Source organism: Dyella sp. SG562, from assembly GCF_011759495.1.
GTDB classification, from domain to species: domain Bacteria; phylum Pseudomonadota; class Gammaproteobacteria; order Xanthomonadales; family Rhodanobacteraceae; genus Dyella_D; species Dyella_D marensis.
The window spans coordinates 31304-43693 of sequence record NZ_JAAOYS010000005.1; the positions used below are offsets into that span (position 1 = coordinate 31304).

Below are 12390 nucleotides of genomic sequence, written 5' to 3' on the forward strand. Positions count from 1 at the left end.
TGGAGGGGATGGGAGAACTTCATGTTCGGGGCAAGTGGTTCGAGGCCGGGCTTCAGTGAACTTCGGGACCGCCGCTCTCGGCGGCGGACTTGAGCCGGCGCACCAGGGTCGGCCAGTCCACCTGGGTCTGGTGGCCCACCACCTGCAGGCGCGGCAGCCCGCTGCCTTCGACGATAGTGTAGCCATCGCCGTCGCTGTCCAGTCCGCTCATGCGGCACACCGTGCCCTGCAGCGCGCAGTTGAGGCCGATGCGCTTGTAGCTGAAATTCTTGAACAGCCGCAGCATCGCGCCCTGCAGGCCGGCGGCGATGCCGCCGCCGCCCACCGAGACCAGGCTGTTGACCGCGCGCTGGCTGATCCGGCCGCCGCTGCCGGCGAGCAGGCGTGCGTCGAACGAGACCGGATTCCAGTTCACCAGCCGCAGGTTCTGCACGCTGCCGTCCATGCGGCCGGTGATGCTGCCGATGTCGAACACGCTGGTGATCGCGCCCAGGTCCAGCTGGCGCAGGGCCAGGTCGCCGGCCAGCACCGGGCTGTTGCCGAACGGGTCCTGCAGCGACATGCGGGTGACGTCGACGAAGCCGTCGAACACGTTCATCGACAGGCCGCCTTCGAGCTCGATGCGGTCGTCCACCCAGCGCAGCGCGGGAATCGCGCCGCCCAGGGTGCCGGGGAATTCCGGCCAGCCCATGGCGCGGCTGAAGGCGGCCATGTCCACGCCGGTCAGCGCCAGCGAGGTGGACAGGCGCCGGCCCCTGGCCGCGGCCGGGCGCCAGTCGAGGTCGGCCACGTGCAGGCGCCCGCCGAGCAGCGGCACGTCCACCGCCTTCTGCAGGCCGAGGCTGCCGTCGCGGCTCTGCCAGCCCGTCTGCGCCGCGCCGTGCGCCAGGCGGTAGACCTGCGCGCTGCGCCAGCTCAGCGTGGTGGCCGGGCGCGTGCCGCGCAGCGCCCAGTCCATGCCGCCGCGCACGCCGCTGAGGGCGAGGCGGCCGTCGCCGTCGGCGATGTCGAGGCCGTCGGTATCGAAGGAGAACGCGCGCAATCCGTCGGCGGCCATGTCCAGGGTGGCGGCGAGCTGGCCGCTGATGCGCGCGTTGCGCAGGCCCATGGTGGCGAGCCAGGCCTGGCCGTAGCGCTGGTAGGCGGCGGGGAAGCTGGCCTGGAAGCGGTCGAGCTTGAGCTTCTGCAGTTCGCCCTTGGCGTCGAAGGCGAGCGAGCCGTCCAGCTGCAGCGCGTCGGCGTCGCCCACGCGCAGGCGGCTGAAGTCGAGCACGCCGTTGCGCGCGCTGGCATCCAGGCCCAGTTGCACCGGGTGGTCCGGCAGGCGCGCGTAGATCGGGCCGAGCAGCAGTTCGCCGCCGCGCAGGCTGGCATCCAGGCCGATGCGCGCGGGGCCGCCGATGGTGTCCACATTGAGCCGTCCGCTGCCGTTGAGGCGCTGGCCGGCGAGCGTGCCGGACGGCGTATCGAAACCCAGCTCCGCCAGGCCGAACTGGCCGGAGGCCTGCACGCCGCCGTTCTGCACGTCCAGCGCCAGCTCCGCATCCAGCCGCCCCGCGGTGGCGCGGCCGGACCACATGGTGGCGAGCAGCCCCTGCAGCCAGCCGGCCGGCAGGCCCTTGAGGCTGATCTGCGCATGGGTGGGCTGGTCCAGCGGCAGCGCGGCGCTGGCCAGCGACTTGCCCTGGTTCACGTCCACCTGCAGCGTGTTGGCCGCGTCGTCCAGCACCAGGTTGACCTTGGCGTCGTTCCAGGCCCCGCCCGGCGCGCCGGCCAGGCGCAGGTCGCCGTCGAACAGCCAGCGCAGGTGCGGGTCGCGCGACAGCGCGCCTTGCATGTCCAGCCCGACGCGGCGCCAGCCCAGCACCGGGAGTTCCGCCTTGGCCGCGCGCAGGGTGAGCTGCAGGCCGCCGTTGCCGTCCTCGGCGATGCGCATCTGCACGTCCTGCAGGCGCAGGCCCGGCACCGCGACCTGCCTGGCCTCGAGCACGATGTCCGCACGGGCCGGCAGCGCCACGGCGAAACCGAACACGATGCACAAATAGAACAAAAGGTGGCTTGATGTCGGGCGCATGTCGCGCCATTCTGCCAAAACCAGCTGAACGACATGGACTCGTCATGTTCAACACCCCCTCAAACGGCAGGTCGGCCGTTCCCGCGGGCAATCCTTCGGGTCATCCTTCCGGCGCTCATGCCTTGCGTGTCCTGGTAGCCGACGACGATCCGGCCAGCCGCCTCTTCCTGGTCGAAGCGATGCGCACCTTGGGCCTGGAAGCCGAAGCCTGCGACGACGGCGCCGCCGCCATCGCCCGCGGACGCCGCGAAGCCTACGACCTGCTCCTGCTCGACTGCCGCATGCCCGGCGCCGGCGCCCAGCAAGTCCTGACCGAACTGCGCGGCGACCCCGCCGCCCCCTCCGCCGAAAGCACCGCCGTGGCCACCAGCGCCGAGATGGACGCCGCCGAACGCCAGCGCCTGCTCTCCGGCGGCTTCACCGAAGTCCTGCAGAAACCCTGCGACCTGGCCGACCTGCGCCGCATCGTCGCCCTCGTCCAACCCGACTGCCAGCCTCTCCTGGACGACGCCCAAGGCCTGGCCAGCACCGGCAGCGAACCGATCATGCGCGCCATGCGCGCCCTGCTGCGCGACGAACTGGTCGGCATCTACCAGGACCTTGCCACCGCCGTCCTCACCGAAGCCGGCTTCGGCGACCGCCTGCACAAACTGCGGGGCTCCTGCGGCTTCTGCGGCGCTACCGCTCTCGCCGCACGCGTGGTGCAGCTGCAGGAACAGTTCAAACTCGGGCGCGCGATTCCACCGGCGATGCACGAGCGGTTCCGGGCGACGTTGCTGGAGACGATCGAGGCGCTGGGCGCGGGCGCTTGAATGGGTGCTGGGTTTGCACCGCGCTTCGAACAAGCCTCTGCGCAAGCCCCGGCCCCTCACCCTGCCCTCTCCCCGGAGGGGAGAGGGGTGGCATCGTGAGGCAGGCAGGAACGAAGAGCGAAAGCTGGCCTCGTTCCTTGAACGTCCTCTCGGCAACGGCACGTTGAAGCACCCGCTACGTAAACGCACTGTGGTTTCGTGTAGACCCAGGTTAATCAAGTTACCGCAGCCGCCCACTGCTCCTTCTAGTCGCGTCGCGAGCAGTTGCTCTCAGGCTATTTCTCTTTGGTTACTTTCTCTTTGAGCCAGCAAAGAGAAAGTGACTCGGGCGCCGGCAGGCGTCCGAAATGCCCGCTGCATAAGCGGCCAAGTCGCGACAACCACACCTAGTCGCTACTGGATCCCGGCCTACGCCGGGATGACGAGCGGAGCAGGATGACGAGAATCAGCGACGCGACAACGCCGCCGAAAGTACGTGCCACGCACGCAACTCAGCACCACCAAGATGAAAGCGAATCACCTCCCGCATCATCGCGCGCAGCGCCGACAACCCAGCCGCATCCGGCATCAAATCCGCCGCCAGCGCCAGCAAATCACTCCCCCGCAACGCATGCGGAAGATCCGCCCGACACGCCGTAGGCCCGACCTCCACCCGATAACGGTAATGTCGATCCGGATCGACCGCCTCCCCCGACTCCCCCTCGTAATCGAGCTGCAACCCATACCCGATCGCATCCAGCAGATCACGCTCAAAGCGCCGCAGCGTCCACGCCAACGGCTCGCCGCCCGCCATCCGCGCCAGCGTCGCCGCATACGCCTGAAACAATTCCGGATGCGGATCCTGACGCCCCGTCAGCCGCACCACCAACTCATTGAGATAAAGCCCGGCGAGACCGGCATCGCCACCAAGCCGCTGCGGCGCCCCCGCATGCTCAGCCCCCTGCAAGGTCGCCAACTCACCGCGCAGCAGCAGATCCATCGCCAACGGCTGAAACGGCTCCAGCTGCGACCGCTGCAGCTTCGCGCGCTCGCGCCGCACGCCGCGCGCCACCACGCCGATCCGGCCGTGCTCCAGCGTCAGGCATTCCAGCAGCAGCGAAGTCTCCCGATAGGGCCGCGCATGAAGCACGTAGGCAGGCTGCTGGAGGAGTTGCATGGCCTGAGCGCAGGGAACGGGGGTCGGGGAACCGGTAGATGAGGCGCTGCAAGCTTATCGAGCGCTTCCGTTCCCTGGTTCCTGTTCCCTGCTCCTCATCAATCCGTATAGCCGAACTTCTTGAGCATGCTCTCGTCGTCGACCCAGCCCTCGCGCACCTTCACCCACAGGCGCAGGTAGATCTTGCGCTCGAACAGCTGCTCCATCTTACGGCGCGCGGCCGAGCCGATCGCCTTGAGCTGCTGGCCGCCGTTGCCGATCACGATGGCCTTCTGGCCGTCGCGCTCCACCCAGATCACGGCATGGATTTCGGCCACGCCGTCATCGCGGTCCTTGAACTGCTCGATCTCCACCGTGGTGGCGTACGGCAGTTCCTGGTCCAGGCGCAGCATGAGCTGTTCGCGCACCATCTCGGCGGCGAGGAAGCGTTCGCTGCGGTCGGTGATCTCGTCCTCGCCGTACATCGGCGCGCGCACCGGCAGGCGCTTCAGGATGCCCTGCTCCAGCTCTTTCAGGCCTTTTTCCTTCAGCGCGCTGACGTAGTAGACCTCGTCGAAACTGTGCTGCTCCATCAGGCCGGCCACGAAGGGCAGCATGGCGGACTTGTCCTTGGCCAGGTCGACCTTGTTGATCGCCAGCAGGCGCGGGATCTTCTGCTCGGCCAGTGCCTCGTACAGGGCCTGGTCCTCGTCGGTCCAGCGGCCGGACTCGATCACCTGCACGGCGAGCTCCACTTCGCCGATCGCCGAGCGCGCCGCGCGGTTGAGGCTGCGGTTCATCGCGCGCTTGGCGCCGCGATGCAGGCCGGGCGTGTCGACGTAGAGAATCTGCCCCGCCTCGTTGGTGGCGATGCCCAGGATGCGGTGCCGCGTGGTCTGCGGGCGCGGGCTGACGATGGACAGGCGGAAGCCGATCATCGCGTTGAGCAGGGTGGACTTGCCCACGTTGGGCCGGCCCAGCAGCGCGACGGCGCCGCAGCGGAAATCCTCGTGCGGCAGTTCGGCCGGCGCGGGGGCTTCGAAATCTTGATCGTGGTCGCTCATGGTCTGGTTTCCTGCAATTGGCGCAGCACGGCCTCGGCCGCGTCCTGCTCGGCGGCGCGGCGGCTGCCGCCGCGGCCCTCCGCGGTGACCGGCATGGGTTCGGCGATGATGCAGGAGACGTCGAACGTCTTCGCGTGATCCTCGCCGTAGCTGTCGGTCAGTTCGTAGTGCGGCAGCGGCCAGCCGCGGGCCTGCAGCCATTCCTGCAGGCGGGTCTTGGCGTCCTTGGACGAGCGCGGAATGGCCGCGACGCGCTCGGCGAACAGGCCCCGCACCACCTCGCGGCACTGGGCGAAATCGCTGTCCAGGTAGACGGCGGCCACCAGGGCCTCGAAGGCGTCGGCGAGGATGGAATCGCGGCGGTAGCCGCCGCTCTTCAACTCGCCCGAGCCCAGTTTCAGCGCGTCGCCCAGTTCCAGCTCGCGCGCGATCAGCGCCAGCGCCTGGCCGTTGACCAGCTGCGCGCGCAGGCGCGACAGCTCGCCTTCGCTGGCGTTGGGGTGCGCTTCGTAAAGCAGTTCGGCGACCACCACGCCAAGCAGGGCGTCGCCGAGGAACTCCAGCCGCTCATTGTTCGGCTTGCCGGCGCTGCGATGGGTCAGGGCCAGTTGCGCCAGCGCCGGGTCGCGGAAACGGTAAGTCAGCTTGGCCAAAAAAACCTCAGTAACCGATGTTGCCCTGCAGAGGCACGGTCTTCTCGAAGTGCAGCAGGAAATCGATGTTGTACATAAAGGGCACGCGCTTGTCGTACTCGATCTTCAGCAGCGCGGCGTTGTTGGCGCGCGAGATGGTGATGTCCTTGGGCTTGATGGTGGCATCGTCCACGTACTGGAAGCCCAGCTTGAACATCAGGTCGCGGCGGATGTCGTCCAGCGTGCGGCCTTCGGTGCCGGCGGTGGCCACCTGGTTCATGGCCTTGCTCACGCCCATGAACTCGGCGTAGGACGGCACCAGCTTCATCGCCATGAAGCCGAAGAAGGCCACGACGATCAACACCACAAGAAACCCGATCAGGGTGATACCCGACTGCTTTGCTTTCATAGTCCCCTCGCTATGCCGACCGGCGGCGGCCCCGCTTGTATGGAAATGGTGCCACGTTGCCGGCCCGCCGGCATCGCGCAGGCGGATTCTGGCGCCACGGCGGGCCGGCGTCACGCCGCGCGACCCGACCGCTGTCACGCTTTGCTTAGTGAATCACACGGCCCATGCGCGAGAAGTCGACCCAGCCGGCGTCCGGCCCCTTCACGCTCAGCCAGATCAGGAAGGCCTTGCCCGCCAGGTTCTGCTCCGGCATGCAGCCCCACCAGCGGCTGTCGGTGCTGTTGTAGCGGTTGTCGCCCATCACCAGGTAGCAGCCCTGCGGGATCACCGACGGCACCTTGTCGTTGGGGATCGGCGGCGGGCGGTTGTAGGCCGGCATGCGCGCGGTGAGGTGGTTCACCACGGTGCCCTCCTCGGTGCGCAGGTGCTCGTTCCACACCGTCGCGCCCATTTCCAGCATCAGGCGGTCTTCTTCGCGCTTGGGGTTGCCCATGTAGGGGCCGACTTCCTCGGCATCGACCGCCTGGCCGTTGATCAGCAGCTGGTCGCCCTGCATCTCGATGCGGTCGCCCGGCAGGCCGATCACGCGCTTGATCCAGTTCTGGCTGGGCACCGGCGCCTGCGGGTTGGCGCAGGTCTGGTCGCCGCTGCGCACCAGTTTGCCGTCCACGCCGCACAGGTAGCCCGGGAAGCGGAACACCACCACGTCGCCGCGCTTGGGCTCGCCCAGGGCCAGGAACTTGTTGTTGAAGGCCGGCATGCGCAGGCCGTAGGCGAACTTGTTCACCAGGATGAAGTCGCCCACGTCCAGGGTCGGCATCATCGAACCCGACGGAATGCGGAACGGCTCGGCCACGAACGAGCGCAGCAGCAGCACCACCAGCACCACCGGGAACAGCGAGCGCGCCCAGTCCACCGCGACCGGGTCCTGCGGCTCCTGCCCGGCCGTCTCGGCCCTGGCCTTGCGCGACTTGTAGAACAGCAGGCGGTCCAGGCCCCAGACCACGCCGAACAGCACGGTCAAGGCAAGCAGAATCGCCGAAAAATCGAAATCCATGAGGGCTCCTTCAGAGCGTCAATCGCGGAGGGGTTCTCGCGGCCGGTGCACTGCGCCGGCGGTGTTGCGGTGGCCCCCTGTTCGTTCCATGTCCTGCCCGCGCCTTATTTGTCGACCTTGAGCACGGCGAGGAAGGCCTCCTGCGGAATCTCCACGCGGCCCACCTGCTTCATGCGCTTCTTGCCTTCCTTCTGCTTCTCCAGCAGCTTCTTCTTGCGGCTGACGTCGCCGCCGTAGCACTTGGCCAGAACGTTCTTGCGCAAGGCTTTCACGGTGGAGCGCGCGATCACCTGCGCGCCGATCGCCGCCTGGATCGCCACGTCGAACTGCTGGCGCGGGATCAGGTCCTTCATGCGCTCGACCAGGTCGCGGCCGCGGCGGTCGGCGTGGCTGCGGTGCACGATCAGCGACAACGCATCGACGCGGTCGCCGTTGATCAGCACGTCGGTGCGCACGAACGGACCGGCCTCGAAGCGCTCGAAGTGGTAGTCCATCGAGGCATAGCCGCGCGAGACCGACTTGAGGCGGTCGAAGAAATCCAGCACCACCTCGGCCAGCGGCAGCTCGTAGCTGATCTGCACCTGGGTGGCCAGGTACTGGATGGAGCGCTGGATGCCGCGCTTCTCCTCGCACAGCGTGATGATGTTGCCGATGTAGTCGGCCGGCGTGAGGATGTTGGCGACGATGATCGGCTCGCGGATCTCCTCCACCTGCGGCGAGGCCGGCAGCTTGGCCGGGTTGTCCAGCAGCATCACCGAGCCGTCGTTCTTGAGGATCTCGTAGACCACGGTGGGCGCGGTGGTGACCAGGTCCAGGTCGTATTCGCGCTCCAGGCGCTCCTGCACGATCTCCATGTGCAGCATGCCGAGGAAGCCGCAGCGGAAGCCGAAGCCCATCGCCTCGGAGCTTTCCGGCTCGAAGAACAGCGCGGCGTCGTTGAGGCGCAGTTTTTCCAGCGCCTCGCGCAGCGCCGGGTAGTCGTCCGCGGAAACCGGGAACAGGCCGGCGAACACGCGCGGCTGCATGGTCTGGAAACCCGGCAGCGGCTTGTCGGCGGGCTTGCCGGCGTGGGTGAGCGTGTCGCCCACCGGCGCGCCGTGCACGTCCTTGATGGACGCGGTGATCCAGCCCACTTCGCCGGCGGCGAGGCGCTCCAGCTTCTTGCGCTTGGGGGTGAACACGCCCACTTCGCTCACTTCGTGCGTGCGGCCGGTGGACATCACCAGCAGCTTCTCGCCGGGCCGGATCTCACCCTGCATCACGCGCACCAGCGAGACCACGCCGAGGTAGTTGTCGAACCAGGAGTCGATGATCAGCGCCTGCAGGCGGTCGGTGTCGCGCGGCTTCGGCGGCGGGATGCGCGCGACGATGGCCTCGAGCACTTCCACCACGTTCTGGCCGGTCTTGGCGCTGACCGCGACGGCGTCGTCGGCGTCGATGCCGATGACCGCTTCGATCTCGCCTTTGACCTTGTCCGGGTCGGCGGTGGGCAGGTCGATCTTGTTGAGCACCGGCACCACTTCCAGGCCCATCTCCACCGCGGTGTAGCAGTTGGCGACGGACTGCGCCTCCACGCCCTGGGCGGCGTCGACCACCAGCAGCGCGCCTTCGCAGGCGGCCAGCGAGCGGCTTACTTCATAGGAGAAGTCGACGTGGCCGGGGGTGTCGATGAAATTCAGCTGGTAGGTCTTGCCGTCGCGCGCCTTGTACGGCAGCGACACGGACTGGGCCTTGATGGTGATGCCGCGCTCGCGCTCGATCGGGTTGCTGTCGAGCACCTGGGCTTCCATCTCGCGCTCGGCCAGGCCGCCACAGATCTGGATGATGCGGTCGGCAAGCGTCGACTTGCCGTGGTCGATGTGGGCGATGATGGAGAAATTGCGGATCAGTTCCATGGAACACGCTGGCTGCGGTCACCGCCTGCGCGGAGCACAGGCAGCGTATCACCGGGATGGCGATACGAACCCGGCATTATCGCATGGAAAGCGCTTCGGCCGGGCGGCGGGGGCCGGAATGCGGCGGGGCGGCCCGGAGGCCGCCCCGCCGTCGGTATCACCGGTCAGGAGATCACTCCTCCTCGCCGGCCTTAGGGATGGTCAGGCCGACGAAGCCGCTCTGGTCGCCGTGGCGCACCAGCAGCAGCGCGGTATCGCCGGGCTTGAGCTCCTTGGTGGCTTCGCGGAACGCCGCCGCCGTGCCGACCCGGCGCTGGTTGACCATCAGGATCACGTCGCCCGGCTGCAGCCCGGCGCGGGCCGCGACCGGACCGTTGACGTCGCTGACCAGCACGCCCTCGCCCGCCTTCAGGCCGAGCTGCTGGCGGGTATCGCTGTCCAGGTCCTGCACCGCCAGGCCCAGCGCGGTGGAGCCGCCGCCGGTGGCCGGCGCTTCCTTGCCCGCGGCGGCAGCGATGGCCTTGCCGTCGCGCTTCATCTCGCCGACGGTGACCGGCACGTCCTGCTTCTTGCCGTCGCGCAGGATGCTGAGGGTGGCCTTGCTGCCCGGCGCGGTCATGCCGACCAGCGGCGGCAGGTCGGCGGCCTGGGTGATCGGCTGGCCGTTGTAGCCGACGATGATGTCGCCCGGCTTGATGCCGGCCTTGTCCGCGCCGCTGCCCGGATTGACCTGGGTCACCGCCGCGCCGGAATTGCTGCCGAGCTTGAGCGCCTTGGCGATGTCGTCGGTGATCGGCTGCATCATCACGCCGAGCTGGCCGCGGGTGACGTAGCCCTTTTCCTTGATCTGCTTGACCACGTTCATGGCCACGTCGATCGGGATCGAGAACGCCACGCCCAGATAGCCGCCGGTGTTGGAATAGATCTGCGAGTTCACGCCGACCACCCGGCCCTGCAGGTCGAACAGCGGGCCGCCGGAGTTGCCGCGGTTGATCGGCACGTCGGTCTGGATGAACGAGGTGTAGGGCTGGTCCTGGCTGCCCAGGTTGCGGCCCACGGCGCTGACGATGCCCTGGGTCACGGTGTAGTCGAAGCCGAACGGCGAGCCGATCGCCAGCACCCACTGGCCGGGCTTGAGGCTGCGCGAATCGCCGATGCTCACCGACGGCAGGCTGCCGCCGGCATCCACCTTCAACAGGGCGATGTCGTACTGCGGGTCGCTGCCGATCACCTTGGCGGTGAGGGTGCGGCGGTCCTGCAGGCGCACGGTGACCTGGTCGGCATCGTCCACCACATGGGTATTGGTGAGGATGTAGCCGTCGCTGGAAATGATGAAGCCGGAGCCGAGCGAGGTGCGCTGCTGTTCTTCCGGCGACGGCATCATCGGCATGCCGAAGAAGCGGCGGAAGATGTCCAGCTGGGGGTCGTCCGGCGGCATCGCGCCGCGGCCGCGCGCCTGGGGTGCGGCCTTGCGCGCGCTCTTGCCGCTGTACTTGGCTTCGACGTGGACCACGGCCGGGGCGTTCTTCTGCACGATGCCGGTGAAGTCCGGCAGGCTGGCCGCGGGGGCCGGCGCGGGACTCGCCGCCTGGGCCTGCGCTCCGCTCGCCACGGCAAGCGACACCAGCGCGCAGCCCAGCGCGCGACGCAGGTTCGTTCGACTCATGTGTTCCTCCTTTCCAAGGTGTGGGAATCGGGCTGGACGCGGAGCGCGCCCGTGCAACGTCCGGCCCCTGGGGGCCGGACGGACATCACTGCATGGGGGACAACAAGAAAGGCCATCGGGGCGGGCATGGACACACCGCCGCGATTACTGCGCCTGCGGTTCCTGCGCGGACTGCGCCTGGGGAATCCGCTGCTGCACCTGCGGGGCGAGCAGCAGGTAGCTGCCGTCGCCGTTGTTGATCGCGCGGTAGCGATCCAGCTGGTACGGGTTCTGGCGGTTGCGCGAGTACAGGAAGGTGGCGCCGTCGTCGCCGCCGACCGTGGCCGAAGCCTGCTGGGTCAGCGCCGAAGGCAGGCCGGCGTAGTTGTTGAGCCATTCCGGTGCGGCGGCCGGCACGTCGGCGCGGGCGGTGGCCGTGGCGGCGGACTGCGTCACGGCGGCCCGCTGGCTGCCGGCGGTGGCGACGCGCGGCGTGGCGTTGTCGCTGCCGGGGCCGACCGGCTGGGTGACCATGAGGGCGGCGACGGCGACCGTCGCGGCGATGGCGCCGCCGGCGGACCAGCGCAGCCAGTGGCGGCGCCTGCCGCTGCCGACCGCGATGGTTTCCTGCTCGATCGCCACCAGCACGCGCGCCGAGAAACCGGCGGAGGCGAGCGGCGGCAACTGGTGGCGCAGGCCGTCGCGCGCCACGTGATAGCGCGACCAGGCTTGCTGCAGGGCAGCGTCGTGGTCGAGCCGGCGCAGCAGGAAGCGCAGTTCCTCCTGGGTCAGTTCGCCGTCGATGCCGGCGGACAGCATGCCTTGGGAAGGATGTTCGCGATGGTTGTCAGTCATGTCAGGTCCTCACGGTCCGACAGCAGGGGCCGCAGTTTCTCGTCGATTGCTTCGCGTGCCCGGAAGATACGCGAACGCACCGTACCGATCGGGCAGCCCATCGCCTCGGCGATTTCTTCGTAGCTCAGGCCGTCCACCTCGCGTAGCGTGATAGCGGTCCGCAGCTCTTCGGGCAGCGCTTGGACAGTGGAAAAAACCGTTTGTTCAATTTCCTGGCGCAGGAGTTCGCGCTCGGGCGTGGCGGTTTCCTGCATGCGGTCGGAACCGGGCACGAAGACCGCATCGTCCACCGAGATGTCGTCGGCCGGCGGACGCCGCCCCAGAGCTACCAGGTGATTCTTCGCCGTATTCACGGCGATCTTGTACATCCAGGTATAGAAAGCGCTCTCGCCGCGGAACGAGCCGATCGCGCGCCAGGCGCGCACGAACGCCTCCTGGGCCACGTCCTCGCACTCGGCGTAGTTGTTCACATAGCGGGAAACCAGCGCGATGACCTTGTGCTGGTACTTGCGCACCAGCAGGTCAAAGGCCCGCTTGTCCCCTTTTTGGACCCGCTCGACCAGGGCGCTGTCCAGTTCGTTTTCGCCCATCCGGGCCGTCTCCTTCTGACTACCGCTGCCACCGCTTGGAGGGATTCCGCCGGCTCGGGACGGTTCGCTAGGACAAGAAACATGCCGCCGAGTTCAGCGCCCCGCGCAGATAAGGCATCCGCCCCGGCCGGCTCCGGCGCCATCGTACCCAACGCGACTGGCGTCCCGGCGGCCGACCGCCCTGCTGCAGATATAGGGACGCGCCACGGCCAGGCAAGCGGC

Annotated in this window: 11 protein-coding genes; 1 reads left to right on the forward strand and 10 read right to left on the reverse strand. The window is 68.3% G+C overall.

Annotation, left to right across the window (positions count from 1 at the left end):
• Window positions 1–52 precede the first annotated feature (52 nt).
• Window positions 53–2074, reverse strand: coding sequence for a hypothetical protein (locus FHW84_RS11195; RefSeq protein ID WP_167255478.1), 2022 nt, complete (start codon window positions 2072–2074; stop codon window positions 53–55).
• A gap of 122 nt (window positions 2075–2196) precedes the next feature.
• Here FHW84_RS11195 and FHW84_RS11200 point away from each other — a divergent pair, with 122 nt between their 5' ends.
• The gene (locus FHW84_RS11200) at window positions 2197–2886 is read left to right on the forward strand and encodes a response regulator (RefSeq protein ID WP_243868075.1); all 690 of its coding nucleotides are present in this window, start codon (window positions 2197–2199) and stop codon (window positions 2884–2886) included.
• Window positions 2887–3331: 445 nt separating this feature from the next.
• On the opposite strand, the gene recO is transcribed toward FHW84_RS11200, so the two are convergent.
• The 9 genes from recO to rpoE all read right to left on the reverse strand — a co-directional run bounded on the left by recO (window position 3332) and on the right by rpoE (window position 12168).
• Window positions 3332–4042, reverse strand: a complete 711-nt coding sequence (gene recO, locus FHW84_RS11205) for a DNA repair protein RecO (protein ID WP_167255482.1) — start codon at window positions 4040–4042, stop codon at window positions 3332–3334.
• 98 nt (window positions 4043–4140) lie between these two features.
• Window positions 4141–5085: a GTPase Era gene (era, locus tag FHW84_RS11210; protein WP_167255484.1), complete on the reverse strand. Its 945-nt coding sequence runs from the start codon at window positions 5083–5085 to the stop codon at window positions 4141–4143.
• Window positions 5082–5738, reverse strand: coding sequence for a ribonuclease III (gene rnc, locus FHW84_RS11215; RefSeq protein WP_167255486.1), 657 nt, complete (start codon window positions 5736–5738; stop codon window positions 5082–5084). The genes era and rnc overlap by 4 nt, the downstream gene beginning before the upstream one ends.
• A 7-nt stretch (window positions 5739–5745) precedes the next feature.
• Window positions 5746–6126 (reverse strand): DUF4845 domain-containing protein, encoded by a 381-nt coding sequence (locus FHW84_RS11220; RefSeq protein WP_167255488.1) that lies wholly within the window; start codon window positions 6124–6126, stop codon window positions 5746–5748.
• A gap of 145 nt (window positions 6127–6271) precedes the next feature.
• Window positions 6272–7183 carry a signal peptidase I gene (lepB, locus tag FHW84_RS11225; protein WP_167255490.1) on the reverse strand — a complete coding sequence of 304 codons (912 nt, stop codon included), beginning with the start codon at window positions 7181–7183 and terminating at the stop codon, window positions 6272–6274.
• Window positions 7184–7287: 104 nt separating this feature from the next.
• The gene (lepA, locus tag FHW84_RS11230; protein ID WP_167255492.1) at window positions 7288–9078 is read right to left on the reverse strand and encodes a translation elongation factor 4; all 1791 of its coding nucleotides are present in this window, start codon (window positions 9076–9078) and stop codon (window positions 7288–7290) included.
• A 172-nt stretch (window positions 9079–9250) separates the two neighbouring features.
• Window positions 9251–10744, reverse strand: coding sequence for a DegQ family serine endoprotease (locus FHW84_RS11235; RefSeq protein ID WP_167255494.1), 1494 nt, complete (start codon window positions 10742–10744; stop codon window positions 9251–9253).
• Between the two features lie 144 nt (window positions 10745–10888).
• Window positions 10889–11578: a sigma-E factor negative regulatory protein gene (locus FHW84_RS23380; protein WP_167255496.1), complete on the reverse strand. Its 690-nt coding sequence runs from the start codon at window positions 11576–11578 to the stop codon at window positions 10889–10891.
• Window positions 11575–12168 carry an RNA polymerase sigma factor RpoE gene (gene rpoE / locus FHW84_RS11245; protein WP_167255498.1) on the reverse strand — a complete coding sequence of 198 codons (594 nt, stop codon included), beginning with the start codon at window positions 12166–12168 and terminating at the stop codon, window positions 11575–11577. Before rpoE ends, FHW84_RS23380 begins: the two co-directional genes overlap by 4 nt.
• Window positions 12169–12390 lie beyond the last annotated feature (222 nt).